Origin of the sequence: Microbacterium sp. zg-YB36 (genome assembly GCF_024623575.2) — a bacterium.
In the GTDB taxonomy this organism is placed as follows: Bacteria; Actinomycetota; Actinomycetes; order Actinomycetales; family Microbacteriaceae; genus Microbacterium.
This window is the reverse complement of record NZ_JANJFD020000001.1, coordinates 822,520-842,344: the sequence shown is the minus strand read 5'-3', so window position 1 is coordinate 842,344 and position 19,825 is coordinate 822,520. Positions and strand designations below refer to the sequence as shown.

Here is a 19,825-nt window from a genome sequence, read left to right as displayed (position 1 = left end):
GGATGCAGCGCGCACTGCGCACAAGCATCCGTGATCGACGCGGTGATGCAGGCCTTGCGGCTTTCCTCACGCCCATGCGTTCGAGTCGAACCACAGACCCAGATCTGGGCTGAACAGCCCGCAAGGAGAATCACCATGTCGACTGAGACCGACACCAAGGTCACCGCATCCAAGCGCGAGAATTTCGGTAAGGGCTTCGCCCGCCGTCTGCGCGCATCCGGCCAGATCCCCGCCGTCATCTACGGGCACGGCACCGACCCGGTGCACGTCGCACTGCCCGGCCACCAGATGCTGCTGCTCATCCGCCGCGCGAACGCGGTGCTCGAGCTCGACGTCGACGGCAAGCAGCAGCTCACGCTGGTCAAGGACGTGCAGAAGGACCCGGTGACCCAGATCATCGAGCACATCGACCTGCTCGTGGTGAAGAAGGGCGAGAAGATCGAGGTCGACGTGCCCGTCACCCTGCTCGGCGAGCCCTTCCCCGGCACCATCGCGAACCTCGACGCCGTGAGCATCCTGCTCCAGGTCGAGGCCACCCACATCCCGCAGCACATCGAGGTCGACGTCGAGGGCCTCGAGGAAGGCACGCACATCACCGCGGCCGACCTGAAGCTGCCCAAGGGCGCGACGCTGGTTGCCGACCCCGAGACGCTCATCGTGGCGATCTCGGTCCCGGCATCCACCCTTGCCGCCGTCGACGAGATCGAGGCTGCCGACGAGGCCGTCGCCGAGGAGCAGTCGGACGAGGCCGAGGCCGAGGCCGAGTCCGAGTCCGAGTAAGACACTCTTCATGGCGAGGGGGCGCGGATTCCGCGCCCCCTCGCTGTATCACCGGGACGCTCGGGCAGGATGGAAGACATGGCACAGACCTGGCTGGTGGTGGGGCTCGGTAACCCCGGACCCCGCTACGAGATGACCCGACACAACATCGGGCAGCTCGTCGTCGACGAACTCGCCGCCCGGCGTTCGGAGACCTTCCGTGCGCACAAGGCGGGTGCCCGAGCGGTCGAGACGTGGCTGCGGCCGGGGGCGGACAAGCTCGTACTGGCCAAGCCGAACAGCTTCATGAACGTCTCCGGCGGACCCGTCGCCGGACTCGCGTCGTACTACGACGTGCCGCCGGAGCGGGTCGTGGTCGTCCACGACGAACTGGACATCCCCTTCGACACGATCAAGCTGAAGATCGGTGGCGGCAACGGCGGTCACAACGGCGTCCGCGATGTGGCGAAGGCACTCGACACCCCCGACTTCCCGCGGGTGCGGGTCGGGATCGGCCGGCCGACCGGTCGCCAGGATGCCGCGGACTGGGTGCTCGACCCGTTCGGCCCGACCGAGCGCAAGACGCTGCCGATCCTGGTGTCGGATGCCGCCGACGCCGTCGAGCAGCTGGTGGCCGAGGGCCTCCTCGCCGCCCAGCAGCGCCACCACGCCCCCCGCGAGTGAGTATTCGTGCCCTCGAGTGAGTATTCGTGCCCTCGAGTGAGTATTCGCGTGAATACTCACTCGGCGACGTGAATACTCACTCGGCGGCGTGAATACTCACTCGGGAGTCAGGCGAAGGGGCCGGCTCCGCCGACGCTGAGCGCGGCCACGACGGCGACGCAGAACACGACCGGGCCCGCCGCGGCGATGACCACGGCGGCGATGCTCACACCGCGACCCCGCTGCTGGACCATCGCGATGATCCCCTGCACCAGCGCCCACACCCCGAGCGCCGTGCCGATCCAGAAGCTCAGCTCGCCGACCATCACCGCCCCGCGCGCGGGGGCGAGGGCCGACCAGTCGAACGCGCCGGACGGACTGGCGAGCATCGCCGCGGCGAGGACCTCCGCGATCCGCAGTCCCGCGACCGCGGCGACGATCGACGCGCCCACGGTCGCCAGCAGCGCCAGCACGAGAGCCACGATTCCCAGGGTCGCCGGGCGCTGCGGTGCCGGGCCGGGGGCGGATGCCGGGTACACCGCACCCGGCGAGGCGTACGGTCCGGTGTAGGGCGGGGGGACGACGGGCGGCGTCGGAAATCCGGGAGGCGTCGCGGGGGCGGGTTGGTCGCTCACGGCCCCATCCTACGAGCGCCCGTGTCAGCGGCCGCACGTAGACTCGTAGGGTGACAGTTCCCGGGATCGTGCGCGCCCTCATGCAGGCCGAGTCCTTCCGGGAGGCGGTGGAATCGGCATCCGTCGACACCGACTTCTCGATCGTGGAGGGTCTCGGCGCCCCGCTGCTGGCAGGGCTCATCGAGCGCCGCCGTGAGGCGGGAAAGCCCGCCGCGTTGCTGGCCATCGCCCCGACCGGCCGCCGCGCGGAATCCCTCGGCACCGCCCTGGGTGAGCTCCTCCCCGGCGCCGTGGTGCACCACTTCCCGGCGTGGGAGACGCTGCCGCACGAGCGTCTCAGCCCCAGCGCCGAGACCGTCGGTCAGCGCCTGGCCGTGCTGCGCGACATCGCCGCGTGGGACGGCGCCGTGCCGCTGGTCATCACCGCGTCGGTGCGCAGCGCCGTGCAGCCCATTGCGGCAGGTCTGGCCGATGTCGAGCCGGTGCACCTGATCGCCGGTGGTCGCGGTCACGATCTCACCGATGTCTCCCGACGACTCGTGGAGCTGGCCTACCACCGCGTGGACATGGTGTCGCGCCGCGGCGAGTTCGCCGTCCGCGGTGGCATCCTCGATGTGTTCCCGCCGGTGGCCGACCACCCCTACCGCGTCGAGTTCTTCGGTGACGAAGTCGACCAGATCCGCGCGTTCTCGGTGGCCGACCAGCGTTCGCTGCCCGGCGAGGTGCGCGAGGTGTCGCTGATCCCGAGCCGCGAACTGCTGCTGACCGACGCGGTGCGCGAACGCGCCCGCGGCCTCGCCGGACAGTACCCCGGTCTGGCCGGCATGCTCGAGAAGATGGCGCAGGGCATCCCCGCCGAGGGCATGGAGTCGCTGCTGCCGGTGCTCGTCGACGAGATCGTCACGCTGGTGGACTATCTGCCCGCCGGCACCGCCGCCGCCCTGGTGGATCCGGAACGCTCCGTCACCCGGGCGATGACCCTCGGCGACACCAACCGCGAATTCCTCGAGGCGGCGTGGAGCGCCGCGACCGCCGGCGCCGACAGCCCCGTCGACCTCGGCGCGGGGGACTTCCTCACGCTGCCGCAGCTGGAGCAGGTCACCCGCGACCGCGGCGGGGTGTGGTGGACGCTCAGCGCCTTCGACTCCGGTGCGGTGGATGCCGCGGCCGAAGGGCTCGTCGACGTCGATGTCGCGCTGCAGGATGCCGCGGTCAAGCGGGTCGACGCGCGGTCGGTGCCCTCGTTCCACGGCAACGTGGACGGGGCGACGACCCACATCGGCACCCTGCTGGCCGACGGCTGGCGCGTCGTGGTCGCCGCCTCCGGCACCGGGCTCGTCGAGCGCGCCCGCGACGTCATGGCCGAGCGGGGGATCGCCGCTCGAGAGGTCGTCGACGTCCACGCGGTCCCGGAACCCGGGATCGCGCTGACTGTCGTGTCGCGGCTGGAGCGCGGGTTCGAAGTGCCCGATGCCAAGCTGGCGGTGCTGACGGAGTCGGAGTTCTACGGCCGCACGATCGGCAGTGACGGCCGGGTGGTCAAGAAGCTCGCCTCGCGTCGGCGCAACGTCGTGGACCCGCTGCAGCTGAAGGCCGGCGATTACGTCGTGCACACCACGCACGGCATCGGCAAGTTCGTCGAGCTGGTGCAGCGGGAGGTCTCCAGCGGCGGGCGCAAGGCGGTCAAGACCCAGCGCGAGTACCTGGTGCTGGAGTACGCCCCCTCCAAGCGCGGCTTCCCGGGCGACAAGCTGTACGTACCCACCGACCAGCTCGACATGCTGTCGCGCTACGTCGGCGGTGAGGCGCCGACCCTGTCGAAGATGGGCGGCAGCGACTGGGCCCAAGCCAAGGGCAAGGCCCGCCGGGCGGTGCGTGACATCGCGGTGGAGCTGGTGAAGCTCTACTCGGCTCGGATGGCGGCCAAGGGCCACGCGTTCGGGCCCGATACCCCGTGGCAGCGTGAGCTGGAGGAGGCGTTCCCGTTCGCGGAGACCCCCGACCAGCTGCAGACGATCGATGAGATCAAGGCCGACATGGAAAAGCCGGTCCCGATGGACCGGCTGCTGTCCGGCGACGTCGGCTTCGGCAAGACCGAGGTGGCCGTCCGTGCCGCGTTCAAGGCCATCCAGGACGGCAAGCAGGTCGCGATGCTGGTGCCGACGACGCTGCTGGTCAAGCAGCACATCGAGACGTTCACGGAGCGGTTCGCCGGATTCCCGGTGAAGGTGCGCCCGCTGTCGCGGTTCCAGACCGACAAGGAAGCACGCGAGACCGTCGCGGGTCTGCTGGACGGCACCGTCGACCTCGTCATCGGCACCCACCGCATCCTCACCGAAGGTGTGATCTTCAAGGACCTCGGGCTGCTGATCATCGACGAGGAGCAGCGGTTCGGCGTCGAGCACAAGGACCAGCTGAAGAAACTCAAGACCAACGTCGACATCCTGGCGATGAGCGCGACGCCCATCCCTCGTACGCTCGAGATGGCTGTCGCCGGCATCCGGGAGATGTCGACGCTGCAGACCCCGCCGGAGGACCGGCATCCGATCCTCACGTACGTCGGAGCGCGCAGCGACAAGCAGATCGCCGCCGCGATCCGCCGCGAGCTGCTGCGCGAAGGGCAGATCTTCTACGTGCACAACCGGGTGTCGTCGATCCAGCGGGTCGCGGCACACCTGGCCGAGCTCGTCCCGGAGGCACGCATCGCCGTCGCGCACGGCCAGATGGGGGAGCACGCCCTCGAGAAGGTCGTGGACGACTTCTGGGAGCGTCGCGCCGATGTGCTGGTGTCCACGACGATCATCGAGACCGGGCTGGACATCGCCAACGCCAACACGATCATCATCGACCGCGCCGACAAGTATGGCCTCAGCCAGCTGCACCAGCTGCGCGGCCGCGTCGGGCGAGCGCGCGAGCGCGCCTACGCCTACTTCCTCTACGACGAGCAGAAGCCGCTGAGCGAGACGGCCGCCGACCGGCTTGAGACCATCGCGGTCAACAACGACCTCGGCTCGGGCATGCAGGTGGCGCTGAAGGACCTCGAGCTGCGCGGCGCGGGCAACCTGCTGGGTGCCGAGCAGGCCGGGCACATCGCCGGGGTCGGGTTCGACCTGTACCTGCGCATGATCGGCGAGGCCGTCGCGTCCTTCCGCGGCGAGGACGTCGAGGGCGGCACCGAGCTGCGCCTCGAGCTGCCGGTGCAGGCGCGCATCCCGGAGTCCTACATCGACAGCGAGCGACTGCGCCTGGAGGCCTACCAGAAGCTGTCCGCCGCGGCGTCCGCCTCGGCCAAGGACGACGCGATCGACCTCGTCATCGAGGAGCTGACCGACCGGTACGGCGAGCTCCCGCCGGAGACGGAAGGTCTGTTCGCGGTGGCGCGGCTGCGTCGCCGGGCCGCGCAGTCCGGGCTCACCGACGTCGTCGCGATGGGTCCGAACCTGCGGATCGCCCCGGCGCACCTGCCGGATTCGCTCCGGGTGCGCCTGCAGCGGCTGTACCCGAAGGGCAAGATCCTCGCCGGCGGCGAGGCGATGGTGGTGCCGCTGCCGACGGCCGGCGGCGAACAGGTCGCCGATCGCGACCTCATCGCGTGGGCGGCGGACGTGCTGAACCAGTTCTTCCCGCTGCCGGCACCCGATGACAAGGCCGCACCGCCGGCCTGATCGCGCACCCCCTCGCTTCCGCCGCCGTGGCGTCGTACCGTGGCGGCAGGAGGTGGTCGACGATGAAGACCGCAGTGGGGGATCGCATCCGCATCCATGGCCGCACGGTGGGGGCTCCCGAGCGTCAGGGCGTCGTGAAGGAGGTCCACGGAACCGACGCATCGCCGCTGTTGACCGTCATGTTCGACGACGGTCACGAGACGATCCTCGCGCCGGGGGCGGACTGCGAGATCACGCACGCGGACTGAGGCCCCGGCACCCCTCCCCAGAACAGGAAGACTCCCGGCAACAGGACGATTCCGGCCGAAACGTCCTGTAGCGGGGAGTTCTCCTGTGTCGGGGAGACGCCGGCTTAGATGACGCCCTGGGCCAGCATCGCGTGGGCCACCCGCTCGAAGCCGGCGGAGTTCGCCCCGACCACGTAGTCGCCGGGTCTGCCGTACTGCTCCGCCGCCTGGAACGCCGCGTCGTGCACGCCCTTCATGATGGCGTGGAGCTTGCGCTCGCTGTCGGCGAAGCTCCAGCGCTGCCGCGCGGCATTCTGGCTCATCTCCAGCGCCGACGTGGCCACACCGCCGGCGTTGGCGGCTTTGCCGGGGCCGAACAGCACGCCGGCCTGCTGGAACGCGGCCACCGCGCCCGGCGTCGAGGGCATGTTGGCGCCCTCGGCCACGGCGCGCACGCCGTTCGCGATGAGCGCGCGGGCGTCGTCCTCGTCGAGCTCGTTCTGCGTCGCCGAGGGGATGGCGATGTCCACTGGCACCTCCCACGGGCGCCGATCCGGCACGAACCGTGCGCCGGGGCGCTGCGCGGCGTAGGCGAAGATGCGCTCGCGGTCGATCTCCTTCACCTGGCGCAGCAGCGCCAGATCGATGCCGGCGTCGTCGACGACGTACCCCGACGAGTCCGACGCCGTCACCGGGATCGCGCCCAGCTGGTGGGCCTTGTCGATCGCGTAGAGCGCGACGTTGCCGGAGCCGGAGACGGCGACGCGCTTGCCGTCGAGGGAGTCGCCCTTCACCGCCAGCATCTCCTGCGTGAAGAACACCGCGCCGTACCCGGTGGCCTCGGTGCGCACTTCGGCGCCGCCCCACTGCACGCCCTTGCCGGTGAACATGCCCGACTCGTGGCGGTTGGTGATCTTGCGGTACTGGCCGAAGAGGTAGCCGATCTCCCGGGCGCCCACGCCGATGTCGCCGGCGGGCACGTCGGTGTGCTCACCCAGGTGCCGGTACAACTCGCTCATGAAGGCCTGGCAGAACCGCATGATCTCGGCATCCGACCGCCCGTGCGGGTTGAAGTCGCTGCCGCCCTTGGCGCCGCCGATGCCCTGACCGGTCAGGGCGTTCTTGAAAATCTGCTCGAAGCCGAGGAACTTGATGATCGACAGGTTCACCGACGGGTGGAACCGCAGGCCGCCCTTGTACGGCCCCAGCACCGAGGAGAACTGCACTCGGAACCCGCGGTTCACCTGCAGCCGGCCGGCGTCGTCGACCCACGGCACGCGGAACAGGATCTGCCGCTCCGGTTCGACGATGCGCTCCAGGATGCCGCCGTCGACGAACTGCGGATGCCGCTCGAGCACGGGAACGATGGACGAGAGTACCTCGTGCACCGCCTGCAGGAACTCGGGTTCGTGCGGGTTGCGCGATACGACGGTGTCGTACACGTCGCTGACGGGGGCGGGAAGGGCGACGAGGGTTTCGGGCACGGTGGAGCTTTCTGGCCGACGGGTGAGGCAGGGCCGCGTGTGTCGGCCCGCTCCACTTTAGCGGCGGAATCTGGACGCTCGACGCGTACCGCGGCGGCCCCCTACGCTGGCGGGGAGAGCGCGCCCCGTCGCGCTCACCAGGAGGCGACGTGCGGTTCGAGCACCTCGGGGCCCAGCCCCGCATCCACCCCGACGCGCAGGTCGCGCCCACGGCGGTCATCAGCGGCGACGTGCACATCGGGTCTGATTGCCAGATCCTGCACGGTGCCGTCCTCACCTCCGAGGGCGGTCCGCTCACCCTCGGTGCGCATGTGATCGTGATGGAGAACGCACTGGTGCGGGCGACGTCGACCAACGCCGTGCACATCGGCGATCACACCCTCGTCGGCCCGATGGCGAGCATTTCGGGCGCGACGATCGGGGAGGAGGTCTTCCTGGCCACCGGCACCCGGGTCTTCAACGGCGCACGCGTCGGCTCCCGTAGCGAAGTGCGCATCAACGCCGTCGTGCACCTGCGCACCGTGCTGCCGGAGCGCTCGGTCGTCCCGATCGGCTGGGTCGCGGTGGGCGACCCGGCGCGCATCCTCTCGCCCGACCGGCACGAGGAGATCTGGGCGCTGCAGCAGGAGCTGGACTTCCCCGGCTACGTCTTCGGGCTCGACCGTGACACCCCCGACCTCATGGCGCAGCTCACCGAGCGGTATGCCCGCTCGCTCGCCCGCCACGAGCACGACCGCCGCGTGGTCTGAGCCGGCTCACCCGGTGTTCTGCAGGCCAGCCGCCACGCCGGACACCGACAGCAGCAGCAGGTGACGGTTGTCGGCACCGTCCGCCTCGGACAGCCGGTCGTCGCGCAGTGCCCGCAGCGCCCGCAGCTGCAGCAGCGACAGCGCGTCGACGTACGGGCTGCGCATCTTCACCGCACGCTGCAGCACCGGCTTGTTGCCCAGCAGGCCGCCGCCGGTCAGGCGCTGGACCCAGTCCCGCGTGAGCGTCATCTCCGCCAGCACGAGTTCGGCGAGGTCCGGCCGGTCACCCAGCTGCAGGTACTCCCGCGCGATGCGGGTGTCGGCCTTGGCGAGGCTCATCGCGACATTGTCCACGAGAGTGCGCAGCAGCGGCCAGCGCGTGTAGGCGCCGCGCAGCAGCTCCTCGTCGCCCACGGCCTCCAGCGCCGAGCCGAGCCCGAACCAGCCGGCCAGGTTGATGCGCGCCTGCGTCCACGCGAACACCCAGGGGATCGCCCGGAGATCCTCGAGGGACTCCACCGACAGTCCACGGCGGGCCGGGCGTGACCCGAGGGCGAGCAGCCCCACCTCTTCCATCGGCGTGACGGTGGCGAACCACGATGCGAAACCGTCGGCTTTCACGAGCGAGAAGAACCGCTCGCGTGAGGCGGCATCCATCGTCGCCGCGACATCGGCGTACTGGGCGGCGGCGGCGCTGTTGCGCTGCTCGATGGAGGGGGCGGATGCCAGCAGCACCGCCGCGGCGACCTGGTCGATGTGACGCATCGCGATGGCGGGGTCGCCGTAGCGGGCGAAGATCACCTCACCCTGCTCGGTGAGCTTGAACCGGCCGTCCACCGAATGCGGCGGCTGGGCGAGGATCGCCGAGTTCGCGGGGCCGCCGCCACGACCGAGCGCACCGCCGCGGCCGTGGAACAGGGTCAGCTCGATGCGGCTCTCCCGCGCCCACGCGGCGATCTTCGCCTGCGCCTCGTAGAGGGCCAGGTTCGCCGCGACCGGTCCGACGTCCTTCGACGAGTCGGAGTAGCCGAGCATGACCTCCAGGCGCCTTCCGGTGGCATCCAGCCGTGCCCGGAACTCGGGGTGTTCGACGATCTCGGCCAGCACCGCGGGCGCTGCCTGAAGGTCGGCGAAGGTCTCGAACAGCGGGATGACGTCCAGCACCGGGGGAGTGCCCGCAGGTCCGACGGCGTGCCGGGCCAGCCGGTGCACGTTGGCGAGGTCCTCGGCGGTGCGCGTGAAGGACACGATGTAGCGGCCTGCGGCACGCACGCCGTAGCGCTCCTGCACGAACGCGACGGCGCGGAAGGTGTCGAGCACCTCTTCGGCCTCTTCGCTGCGTGCGTCGCCCGCCTCGAGCTCGGCGAGTACGCGGGCGTGGATGTCGGAGTGCTGGCGCACCTCGAGCTCGGCCAGGTGGAAGCCGTAGGTCTCGACCTGCCAGATCAGCTGCTGCAGCGACCCGTATGCCTGGCGGGCAGCCCGGCCCTGCACGAGGGAGTCCTGCAGGATGCGCAGGTCGGCCAGCAGCTGCTCCGGGTCGCCGTAGGCGAGGTCGGCGTTGCGGGCGCCGGTCGCGGCGATGCGGCGGGCGATCAGCAGCAGTACGCGGCGGTGCGGCTCGGCGGGGGAGCGCTTGGCGATCTCGGCCGCGGCGTCCTCGTCGGCTGCCCGCAGGCGATGCCACAGGGCGATGAGGTCGTCGCTGGGCGGGGTGGTCGCGGCATCCAGCGTCAGGCTGCGGCCGATGCGGTTCGCGGCGCGTTCCAGCCCCAGCAGCACGTGCTCGCTCGCGATCGCGGCGGCCTTGCGGGTGACGGACGCCGTGACGAACGGGTTGCCGTCCCGGTCGCCGCCGACCCACGTGCCCAGGCGCACGAACGGCGCGACCACCGGAGGACGCCCGCCCGCGAGCGGGCCCTGCAGTGCGTCGTCGATGCGGCGGTACACCTGCGGGACGGCGGTGAACAGGGTGTCGTCGAAGACGGCCATCACGGCACGCACCTCGTCGGTGGGGGCGGGTTTCTCGGCGCGCAGCGGGGCGGTGCGCCAGAGCGTATCGATCTCCTCCAGCATGCGGCGCTCGACGCGGCGGCGGTCGGTGCCCTCGGGCAGGGTCGTGTCGTGCTCGCCCAGCAGGTCGGCCAGGCGACGGATGCCGGTGGACACCGCGCGACGACGCGCCTCGGTGGGGTGGGCGGTGAAGACCGGGTGGAACCGCAGCGCCTGCAGCCGGGACAGCGCCGCGTCGTCGCCGATCTCTTCGGCCAGTCGCCCGAAGGCCGCCGCGACGGAATCGACCGCGCTCTCGCGCTGCGGGCTCGCGTCACGTTCGCGCAGGATCCGCACCCGCTGGTGCTCCTCGGCGAGATTCACGAGGTGGAAGTACACCGTGAAGGCCCGTGCGACCTCTTCGGCGCGGGCCAGCGGCAGCTCCTCGGCGATCGCCGCGGCGCGCTCGTGGGCCTGGTCGGTCTCGTCGGTGTAGGCCTGGATCGTCGCGGTGCGCAGTCGCTCGACGTCGTCGTAGAGTCCCGGCGTGCCGCTCTCGCGCAGCACGTCGCCCAGCAGTCCGCCCAGCAGACGCACGTCGGCGCGCATCTGCTCGGGCAGTTCTTGACCGGCTTCGAAACGGCCGACGAGATCGATGGCCTCGGTGGGGGTGACATCACGCATGCCCTCAACGCTACGCGGCGAGGGAGCAGGCCACGTCCGGCACCCGGGTCGGTACGATGGGTCTCGGTGCGCCGGGAAGTCTGGTCGGCACGTCCCCGGATGTGGGGACGGACGCCCCTACCCGACCCCGGGAGGTCCCATGTCTCTGCTGCGCTCCGCACGATTCCCGGCGATCGTGCTGCTGCTGGCCGCCGTCGCCGGCGTGGTCATCGCGAATTCCGCATGGGCGGATGCCGCGACAGCGGTGAAGAACGCTCCGCTGGGCATCCCGGGCGTGTGGGAGCTGTCGGTGGGTCACTGGATCCAGGACGGCCTGCTGGCGGTGTTCTTCTTCGTCGTCGCCGTGGAGCTGCAGTTCGAACTCACCCAGGGCGAGCTGAACTCGGCGCGCCGCGCCCTGCAGCCGGCGATCGCCGCCGCCGGGGGAGTGCTGGTGCCCATCGCGTTGTACCTGCTGATCGCCGGAGGCGCGGTGACGCGGGATGGCTGGCCCATCCCCACCGCCACCGACATCGCCTTCGCCCTCGGGGTGCTGGCGGTCTTCGGCACCGGGCTGCCCGCCGGCATCCGGGTCTTCCTCCTCGCTCTGGCGATCCTGGACGACATCGTGGGGATCGTCTTCATCGCGGTGCTGTTCACCGCCGACGTGGACTGGGGCATGCTCGCAGCTGCCCTGGTGTCGGTCGTGCTGTTCGCGGTGCTCAGCCGCCAGCTCGACACGCGGGCGCGGGTGCCGATCGCCATCGCGCTGGTGCTCCTCGCGGTGGCCACGTGGGTTTTCGTCCACGAATCCGGCGTGCACGCCACGATCGCCGGCGTCGCGCTGGGCTTGGCTATGGCCCAGCGCCCCGCGCTACGGGTGCGGCACGCCTTGGAACCCTGGGTCAACGCCGTCGTGCTGCCCCTGTTCGCGCTGTCCGCCGCCCTCGTGGCGATCCCCGCCGTCTCCGCCGGGCCGCTGTCGCCCGCGTTCTGGGGGGTGGCCGTGGCGTTGCCGGTGGGCAAGATCGTCGGCATCGTGGCCGCCGGTGCCCTCGCGCAACGGATGATCGCTCAGCCGGGTGCGCCGCGGCTGCCGCTGGCCGACCTGCTTGCGGCGGGCGCGCTGGGCGGGATCGGCTTCACGGTGTCGCTGCTGCTGAGCGAACTGGCCTTCGCCGGGGATGCCGTCACCCGCGACCAGGCGACGCTGGGGGTGCTCGCCGGTTCGGTGGTCTCGCTCGCGCTCGCCGCCGGGCTCGTATCCTGGCGGGCATGGCACTACAGGCGGCAGACGGTGACGGCGTGACCGGGACGGACGCGCTGCGCGAGGCGGCACAGACGATGCGGGCAGTGCGCGATCGGTGCGTGTGGACGCAGCAGATCGACCACCGCGCGCTCGTGCCGTATCTGGTGGAAGAAGCCGCCGAGCTGGTGGATGCCGTCGAGGCGGGGTCCCGCGCGGACCTCCGCGAGGAACTCGGTGATCTGCTGTGGCAGGTGCTGTTCCACGCCGAGATCGCCTCGCGGGATGACTCGGACCCCTTCGACATCGACGACGTGGCACGGGAGCTGACGGCGAAGATGGTCCGGCGGCATCCGCACGTCTTCGCCGGGGCGGTCGCGACCACGCCCGAAGAGGTGCTCGTGCACTGGAACGCCGCCAAGGCGGCCGAGAAACACGCCCGCACCAGCGTGCTCGACGGAGTGTCCCCCCACATGCCCTCGCTCGCTCTCGCGCAGAAGCTGCTGGGAAAGGCCGCGTCCGTCGGCGTCACGCCCACCCCCGCGACGACCGCCCCGACCGACGAGGCAGAGCTCGGCGACGCCCTCCTGGCGCTGGTGGCCACCGCCCGCGCGCAGGGCTGGGACGCCGAGCGTGCCCTGCGGGAACGACTGCGCACGCTGGAGGCCGATGTCCGCGCGGCCGAGCAGCCGCCGGCTTCCTGAGAGAATCGTTCCGTGGCATCCGTCAATCCGCCGCGCGGCATGCGCGACTTCCTCCCCGCAGACAAGTCCCGTCGCGAGCGTGTGCTCGCCGTGATCCGTGAGCGCTACCGCGCGCATGGGTTCGACGAGATCGAGACCCCCGTCATGGAGGAGTACGGCCGGCTGCACGCCGGCATCGGCGGCGACAACGAGAAGCTCGCCTTCAATGTGCTCAAACGGGGACTGGATGCCGCTGCGCTCGCCGCCGCCGCAGACCAGTCGACCCTCGATGTCGCCGCGCTGGCGGATCTGGGGCTGCGCTACGACCTCACCGTGCCCCTGGCCCGCTTCTACGCCAGCCACCGCGCGGAGCTTCCCACCGTGTTCCGGTCGATCCAGATCGCCCCGGTATGGCGCGCGGAGCGCCCGCAGAAGGGGCGCTACCGGCAGTTCATGCAGTGCGACATCGACGTCATCGGCGACGCCACGCCGCGCGCCGAGGCCGAACTCATCGTCGCGAGCCTGGACACCCTCGACGCGCTCGGGCTCGAGGGCGGCACGATCCGCATCAACGACCGCCGCGCGCTGGACGCGATGCTCGACGTCTTCGGCTTTGCCCCCGACGAGCGCCCCGGCGTGCTCATCACGATCGACAAGCTCGACAAGATCGGCCCCGAGGGGGTGGCCGCGGAGTTGCGCGACCGCGGCGTGACGCCTGCCGCGGTCGACGCGTTCGCGGAGTTCCTGGGTCGGCCGCAGACCCTCGAATACCACCCGTACGGCGAGCGTCAGATCCGCAAGGCACTGCCGGCCGGCATCGCCGACGAGGTCGTGGCGCACCTGGTGACTCTCGGTGAGACCGTCGCGGCGGCGCGTGGCGACGCCGCAGACATCCCGCTGGTGTTCGACCCGTTCCTGGTGCGCGGGATGGGCTACTACACCGGCACGATCTTCGAACTCGCCCACCCCAGCGTCGGCTACTCGCTGGGTGGCGGCGGTCGCTACGACGGCATGATCGGCCGGTTCCTCGGCCAGGACGTGCCGGCCGTCGGGTTCTCGATCGGCTTCGAGCGGATCGTCGACCTCGTCTCGGATGCCGACGAAGCGGACGGCTCCGCCGTCGTGCTGGTGCACGACCGGGACGTGCCGATGACGCAGCTGCTGGCGCTGAAGGCCCGGCTGGTCGCCGGCGGCTCCCGGGTGCGGCTGGAACAGCGCACCAAGAACCTCAAGGCGCTGCTGGAGCGCGCCGCTGCGGACGGCTACACCTCGTTCGCGACGGTGTCCGCCGCAACGACGGCGGCCGAGCTGGAACTCAAGCCGCTGAACTGACCTCGCCGGATCGCGACGAGCCCCGCCGAGCCGGGTGGCTGAGGGTCACGCCGCCTTCATGCTGGCCGGAAGACCGATGCGAGGAACTCGCGCAGGTCCTCGGCCATCCGCGCCTCCACGGCGGGCTCTGCCGCCGTGTGCGTCATCGGGTAGAGGCGAAGGTCGGCCCGTCCGCCCTGCGCATTCATGCGCTCTGCGAGCAAGGACCCGCCGCGAGCGACCTCGTCATACTCCGCCTCCGCGACGAACGTCGGCGGAAGCGTCCCCAGCGCATCGTGGTGCGCGGGGGAAAGCCACGGGTCGTGCCGCGCGACGTCGCCGGCGTAAGCGCGCAGCAGCTGCTCCCGGTCGCCGGTGAGCGGGCCGGTGAGGTCGACGGAGGGAACGAGCAGGCCAAGCGCTGCGAGCGGACGCGCGGGGGCGCGCGCGGCGTCTGCGAGGGCGCATGCCGCGGCAGCGTTGCCGCCTGAGCTCGTGCCGACGACGGCGATGCGCGTCGGATCGAGGGGCAGGCCCGAGATGCCGCGCCGAATCGCGTCCACCACCTCGAGGGCGTCCACTATCGACGCGGGGAAGGGATGCTCGGGAGCCAGCCGATAGTCGACGTCCAGCACGAAGGCGCCCAGCTGCGAGGCGAGGAAGTCATGCAGGGGACGGCTGGTGACCGACGAGACGGTCCCGCCTCCCATCCAGTACGCGCCACCGTGCAGGACGACGATGACGGGCGCAGGCTGACGGGGGGTCTGCGGAGCTGTGACGCACACGGGGACGGCGTCCTCCGGTCGGGACGGCCCCTCCCCGCCGGGGGACCCGCTCGGAAGCAGCGCCGCAAGGCGGCCCGTGAGCGAGGCGCGGCCCGGTGTCGGGAGGTCGAGCACCTGCCGCGTCACCGGCGCCGCCGGTGCGAGGAGGTCGGCCAGCGTGGCGCCGGTGATCTCTGCAGCGGCGGCGTCCAGGGCGGCGCGCCACGCGAGCGCGTGCGCGTCGTGCGCTGCCCGCGCCGTGCGGAGGCGTGCGAGCCAGTCAGCCGCGGCCTCCGTCGCTGCCGGCGCGAACGGCCGGTCGACGGGGGCGTCGCCGACCGGGATGCGCTCGCGCGCGCGGCGGATCATCTCGGCGAGGCGGGGCGGCAGTTGCCCGGGCAGGGATGTGATCTCCTGGCCTGGAGTCAGCGCGCTCACGAGGTGATCCCTTCGGCGAGCACCGGCGCCAAGACCACGCGTTCGACTGGGGCGGTGGGGTTGTGCAGCAGTGCGACGAGGCGCTCGGCGCCCGCCCGGCCCGATTCGACGAGTGGCTGACGCACCGTGGTGAGCCCTAGCGCCTCGACGACCTCGCCGCCGTCCCACCCGATCACCCCGACCCGGTCGGGGACGGCAACACCGCGGCCGCGCAGCCCGGATAGAACACCGGCAGCGAGAGTGTCGTGCCCGCAGAGCACCCCCACGCGGCCCTCCCTCGACAGGAGAGCGACGTGCTCGGCGGCGGCCTGGCCCGCCTTCGCGTTGCCGGATGGCGCCGTTATGCAGTGGATGGCGCTCTCTGCCACGCCCCGCTCCCGCAGCGCGTTCACGAACCCGGTCAGGCGGCGCTTGCCCTGCGAGACGTAGTCCTTGGAACGCTGCCCTTCCGTGACGTAGACGAACTGCTCGAACCCGCGTCCAATGAGGTGCTCGGCGGCCAGGGTCGCACCGCGCTCCTCGTCGAGCACGACGGATGTGAATTGCGGATGCCGGGAGTCGACCAGCACCGTCGCCAGGCCGCGCGCGAGCAGACGGTCCGCGATTCCCGTGTCGATAGGCACGCCCATGATGACCAGGCCGTCGAGGTTGCCGGAGAACGGCAGGCTCGCGAGACGGGGCGAGGGGGAGCGGCTCGCGGAGGGGTGGTCATAGACGATGGCTTCGAGATTGTCGGCGCTGAGGACGGTGAGTGCACCCTGGATGCGTGTCGCAAACGAGGCGTAGGTCGTGAACGGTGCGATGATGCCGACGCGAGAAGTCGCCGTGCGCGCGCGATGCGCCGCGACGGCATGGGGTATGTAGCCCAGGCGATCGGCCACGGCCAGGACGCGGGCGCGGGTGTCGGCGGCAACCCGGCCGGGCCGGTTCATCGCGTTGGACACCGTGGCCGGTGATACTGCCGCCTCCCGGGCGACGTCGTGGATCGTCACGATAGCGCTCACGGTACCCACCGTTGCACGCTGACGGAGCGGCCGCGCTGCACCGACGGGTCGGGCACCGGCGCCGCATCCAGCAGAGATCGGGTGTACGGGTGTGCAGGGCGCGCCACGACCTCCGCGGTCGCCCCGCGCTCGACGACTTCACCCCGGTACATCACCGCGACCTCGTCACAGAAGCTACGTACGACGGACAGGTCGTGCGAGATGAAGAGGTAGGCCATACCCAGGTCGTCCTGAAGCTCCTGCAACAACTCCAGCACCTGCGCCTGGATGGACAGGTCGAGCGCGCTCACCGGCTCGTCGCACACGATGAGGTCCGGCCGGAGCACGACGGCCCGGGCGATGGCTATGCGCTGGCGCTGACCGCCTGAGAACTGCGCCGGGTACCGGCTCGCCGCAGCAGCGGGCAGGCCGACGCGCTCGAGCGCCTCGCGCACCGCCCGCTCGGCGGTGACCCGCGACATCCCGTGTGCCAGGATGAGCGGTTCGGCGAGGGTCGAGCCGACCGTGCGGACCGGGTTGAGCGATCCGTACGGGTCCTGAAAGATCATCTGGACCTTCGTGGCCAGCTCCCGACGGCGGGCACGGCCGGTGCCCACCAACTCCTCGTCACGGAGCCGAATGCTGCCTGCCGAGGGCGTCACGAGCGAGACGACCGCATTGCCGACGCTCGTCTTGCCCGACCCCGACTCGCCGATCAGCCCGAGTGTGCGGCCGGCGCGCACCGTGAGGTCGAGGCCATTCACCGCCGTGGTACGGACGGGGCGGCCGGCGGCATCCTTCGAGTTGTACGCGATCTCAAGGCCTTCGATCCTCAGGAGCGCGGGGGCAGGCGGCCGGGGGCCGCGCACCTCGAGATGGGCGGGGTCAGCGGCGAGCATCGCGCGGGTGTGGGGGTGCTCCGGTTCGGTGAACACGCGCGCGGCGTCACCTGATTCGATGAGCTGGCCGTCGTGCAGGACGACGATGCGGTCGGCGATGTCTGCGACGACGCCCCAGTCGTGCGTGATGAGCAGCAGCGCCATGGAGTCATCCGCATCGCACAGGTCGTGCAGGAGTGCGAGGATCTCGGCCTGCACGGTGACGTCGAGGGCGGTCGTCGGCTCATCGGCGATGAGGATGCGTGGCCGCGCGCTGAGCGCCGCCGCGATCACGACACGCTGCGCCATGCCGCCGGACAGCTGGTGGGGGTAGCGCCGCGCGACCATCGCGGCGTCGGGGATGCGCACACGTTCGAGCAACTCGAGGGAAATGCGCCGGGACTGCGCGACGTCGACCCCCTGATGCAGCCGCACGAGCTGGGCGAGCAGGTCGCCGACGCGCATCGACGGGTCTAGGGAAGGCTGCGGGTCCTGCGTGATGTAGCCGAACGTGTTCGACCGTAGCTGTCGCAAGGCCTCGGGGGAGAGCGCTCCGATGTCGGCGCCGTTGACGAGGACTCGCCCGCTGGTCTTGCGGAGCCCTCGGGTGAGGCCGAGCACCGCGAGCGCGGTGACCGACTTGCCGGACCCCGACTCGCCCACCAGCGCGACAGTTTCACCGGGAAGGATGCGGAACGAGACGCCCTCCACGATCGGCACCTCGCCTGTCGCGTGGTCGGCGACGATCGTGAGCCCGTCGACGACGATCACGGCATCGTCCTGCGCGGCACCCACCGTCATCGCCGCTGGCGCCGCCGGACGGGGGCGGCGCCGGCGCACCGCGGCCCCGGTCCAGCGGTCGGCCACGGCGTCGCGGATGCCGTCGCCGATGAGCATGAGCGAGAGGATCGTCACGATGATGACGCCGCCGGTGGGGATCAGGAGCCACGGGGCGCGCGTGATGTTCTCGCTCGCCGTCTGGACCATGTTTCCCCAGCTGGGGTGGGGCAGGCGCACGCCGAAGCCGAGGTATCCGAGTCCCGTCTCGGTGAGGATTACGGCACCGGAGAAGATCGTGAGCTGAACAATGATGGGGCCTGCGAGGCGGGGGAGCACGTGACGCAGCGTGATCTGGGTCTCGCTCAGACCCATGATGCGCGCCGCGCGGACGAACAGCTCTCCGCGGACGGACTTCGTCGTTCCCCGGACCACGCGCATCAGCAGGGGACTGGTGAGCACGCCGATCGTGACCATCGCAAGCGTCATGTTGCCCGGGGCGATCGACAGGGTCACGAGGAGGATGATGAACGCGGGCAGGCTCATGAGGATCTCGGCGGCCCGGACGATCGCGGTGTCGACCCAGCCGCGACCCATGCCCGCCACCAGGCCCAGCCCGGTGCCGACCAGAAGAAAGACCACCAGCGCCTGCAGTACGCCAAGCATCGTCACGCGGCCGCCGTGGAGCAGGCGGGATAGGACATCGCGGCCGAGATCGTCGGTGCCCAGGAGATGGGCGGCGGACGGTCCCTGAAGCGTCGCGGTGAGATCCTGCTCAAGTGGTGGGTACGGCGCGATGATCGGGGCGAGGGCGACCAGCGCGACGAGGATCAGGATGATCGCGGTGCACGTCGCGAACACGGGCCGGGCCAGTAACTGCCGCCAGAGCGGCACGACCGTGCGGGTGTCGCGGGCTGGGGGTGCATCGGCGGGGGCGACGACCTCGGCGGGGGTCGCGGTCACTGGGCTGCCTCCTTGACGTTGAGCCTGGCGTAGAGCATCTCCACGACGAGGTTGGTGGCGATGATGACGACGGTGAACAGGAGCGTGATCGCCTGCACGACAGGCAGGTCGTGCAGCAGCGTCGCGTTCACGGCGTAGCCGGCGAACCCGGGGATCACGAAGACGCTCTCGACGAGCACTGTGCCGCTCGTGAGCCCGATGATCTTCATCCCCAGGATCGTGACGATGGGCACCGCGGCGCCGCGGAGCGCGTGCCGCCAGAGAATGCGTCGCTCGCTCACGCCATGCGAGCGCAGCAGCACGATGTACGGCTGGGCGAGCTGCTCAGCCACGGCGTCACGGGTCTGTTTGGCCAGGAGCGCCGTTCCTCCGATGGTGAGGGTCGCTATCGGCAGGATCATGTGCGACAACCATGGCCCCAGGCCGTCGACGAGCGGTGTGTACCCGCTCGTGGGTACGAGTCGCAGCTGTACGGCGAAGACGGCCGACAGCACGAGCCCGATCCAGAAGGTCGGCACGGCGGATCCGACGACGCTCGCGAGGTCGGCGGCCTTTCCTGCCGCCCCGGGACGAGACGCGCCGATGACGCCGAGCACGATCCCCAGGATGGAGGCGCAGACGAACGTGCAGAGCATGAGGGCGAGGGTGGGTTCGACGCGGTCGGCGAGCACCTGGGTCACCGGCACCCCCGAAACGAGCGACCGGCCGAGGTCGCCCTGCAGGAGCGATGTCAGCCAGCGCAGGTACTGCTGCCAGAGGGGCAGGTCAATCCCGAGCTCGACGCGCACCTGCTGGTAGCGCTCCTCACTCGCTGTCGGCCCGACGATTGCGCGGGCGGCATCGCCCGGCGTCAGCGAAACGAGAACGAACAGGAGCGCAGAGATGACGAAGAACAGGATGACGCTCATCACGAGCCATCCGACGAGTCGGCGTCTGAGCACGGGG

At 70.9% G+C, this 19,825-nt stretch carries 15 protein-coding genes; 8 read left to right on the top strand and 7 right to left on the bottom strand.

Going from position 1 to position 19,825, the window contains the following annotated elements:
* Positions 1 to 135 precede the first annotated feature (135 nt).
* The gene (locus NQ151_RS04225) at positions 136 to 780 is read left to right on the top strand and encodes a 50S ribosomal protein L25/general stress protein Ctc (protein WP_257527101.1); all 645 of its coding nucleotides are present in this window, start codon (positions 136 to 138) and stop codon (positions 778 to 780) included.
* 78 nt (positions 781 to 858) lie between these two features.
* The gene (gene pth / locus NQ151_RS04220; protein WP_257508452.1) at positions 859 to 1,443 is read left to right on the top strand and encodes an aminoacyl-tRNA hydrolase; all 585 of its coding nucleotides are present in this window, start codon (positions 859 to 861) and stop codon (positions 1,441 to 1,443) included.
* A 107-nt stretch (positions 1,444 to 1,550) separates the two neighbouring features.
* On the opposite strand, the gene NQ151_RS04215 is transcribed toward pth, so the two are convergent.
* Positions 1,551 to 2,057 carry a hypothetical protein gene (locus NQ151_RS04215; protein WP_257527100.1) on the bottom strand — a complete coding sequence of 169 codons (507 nt, stop codon included), beginning with the start codon at positions 2,055 to 2,057 and terminating at the stop codon, positions 1,551 to 1,553.
* 50 nt (positions 2,058 to 2,107) lie between these two features.
* Here NQ151_RS04215 and mfd point away from each other — a divergent pair, with 50 nt between their 5' ends.
* Both mfd and NQ151_RS04205 read left to right on the top strand, forming a co-directional pair.
* Positions 2,108 to 5,722, top strand: a complete 3,615-nt coding sequence (gene mfd, locus NQ151_RS04210) for a transcription-repair coupling factor (RefSeq protein ID WP_257508454.1) — start codon at positions 2,108 to 2,110, stop codon at positions 5,720 to 5,722.
* A 62-nt stretch (positions 5,723 to 5,784) separates the two neighbouring features.
* On the top strand, positions 5,785 to 5,970 hold the full coding sequence (locus NQ151_RS04205) for a DUF1918 domain-containing protein (RefSeq protein WP_257508455.1): 186 nt from the start codon (positions 5,785 to 5,787) through the stop codon (positions 5,968 to 5,970).
* Between the two features lie 104 nt (positions 5,971 to 6,074).
* On the opposite strand, the gene gdhA is transcribed toward NQ151_RS04205, so the two are convergent.
* Positions 6,075 to 7,433: an NADP-specific glutamate dehydrogenase gene (gene gdhA / locus NQ151_RS04200; RefSeq protein WP_257508456.1), complete on the bottom strand. Its 1,359-nt coding sequence runs from the start codon at positions 7,431 to 7,433 to the stop codon at positions 6,075 to 6,077.
* 149 nt (positions 7,434 to 7,582) lie between these two features.
* On the opposite strand from gdhA, the gene NQ151_RS04195 reads away from it, so the two are divergent.
* Positions 7,583 to 8,182 (top strand): gamma carbonic anhydrase family protein, encoded by a 600-nt coding sequence (locus tag NQ151_RS04195; RefSeq protein WP_257527099.1) that lies wholly within the window; start codon positions 7,583 to 7,585, stop codon positions 8,180 to 8,182.
* Between the two features lie 6 nt (positions 8,183 to 8,188).
* Here the strand turns inward: NQ151_RS04195 and NQ151_RS04190 are convergent, their stop codons facing one another.
* Complete coding sequence (locus NQ151_RS04190; RefSeq protein ID WP_257527098.1) at positions 8,189 to 10,858, bottom strand: phosphoenolpyruvate carboxylase; 2,670 nt, start codon at positions 10,856 to 10,858, stop codon at positions 8,189 to 8,191.
* 139 nt (positions 10,859 to 10,997) lie between these two features.
* Between NQ151_RS04190 and NQ151_RS04185 the strand changes: the two genes are divergently transcribed.
* From NQ151_RS04185 to hisS, 3 genes are read left to right on the top strand one after another with little or no spacing between them, the layout of a single operon-like run.
* The gene (locus NQ151_RS04185) at positions 10,998 to 12,146 is read left to right on the top strand and encodes a Na+/H+ antiporter NhaA (RefSeq protein WP_257527097.1); all 1,149 of its coding nucleotides are present in this window, start codon (positions 10,998 to 11,000) and stop codon (positions 12,144 to 12,146) included.
* Positions 12,113 to 12,787 carry a MazG nucleotide pyrophosphohydrolase domain-containing protein gene (locus NQ151_RS04180; protein WP_257508460.1) on the top strand — a complete coding sequence of 225 codons (675 nt, stop codon included), beginning with the start codon at positions 12,113 to 12,115 and terminating at the stop codon, positions 12,785 to 12,787. The genes NQ151_RS04185 and NQ151_RS04180 overlap by 34 nt, the downstream gene beginning before the upstream one ends.
* A 39-nt stretch (positions 12,788 to 12,826) precedes the next feature.
* Positions 12,827 to 14,098 (top strand): histidine--tRNA ligase, encoded by a 1,272-nt coding sequence (gene hisS / locus NQ151_RS04175; protein ID WP_257527825.1) that lies wholly within the window; start codon positions 12,827 to 12,829, stop codon positions 14,096 to 14,098.
* A 56-nt stretch (positions 14,099 to 14,154) separates the two neighbouring features.
* On the opposite strand, the gene NQ151_RS04170 is transcribed toward hisS, so the two are convergent.
* The 4 genes from NQ151_RS04170 to NQ151_RS04155 are packed head-to-tail and all read right to left on the bottom strand — an operon-like array spanning position 14,155 to position 19,821.
* Positions 14,155 to 15,279, bottom strand: coding sequence for an alpha/beta hydrolase fold domain-containing protein (locus NQ151_RS04170; protein ID WP_257508461.1), 1,125 nt, complete (start codon positions 15,277 to 15,279; stop codon positions 14,155 to 14,157).
* Positions 15,276 to 16,283, bottom strand: coding sequence for a LacI family DNA-binding transcriptional regulator (locus NQ151_RS04165; RefSeq protein ID WP_257527096.1), 1,008 nt, complete (start codon positions 16,281 to 16,283; stop codon positions 15,276 to 15,278). Before NQ151_RS04165 ends, NQ151_RS04170 begins: the two co-directional genes overlap by 4 nt.
* Complete coding sequence (locus tag NQ151_RS04160; RefSeq protein WP_257527095.1) at positions 16,280 to 18,880, bottom strand: dipeptide ABC transporter ATP-binding protein; 2,601 nt, start codon at positions 18,878 to 18,880, stop codon at positions 16,280 to 16,282. Before NQ151_RS04160 ends, NQ151_RS04165 begins: the two co-directional genes overlap by 4 nt.
* Positions 18,877 to 19,821, bottom strand: a complete 945-nt coding sequence (locus NQ151_RS04155; RefSeq protein ID WP_257508464.1) for an ABC transporter permease — start codon at positions 19,819 to 19,821, stop codon at positions 18,877 to 18,879. Before NQ151_RS04155 ends, NQ151_RS04160 begins: the two co-directional genes overlap by 4 nt.
* Between the last annotated feature and the right edge of the window lie 4 nt (positions 19,822 to 19,825).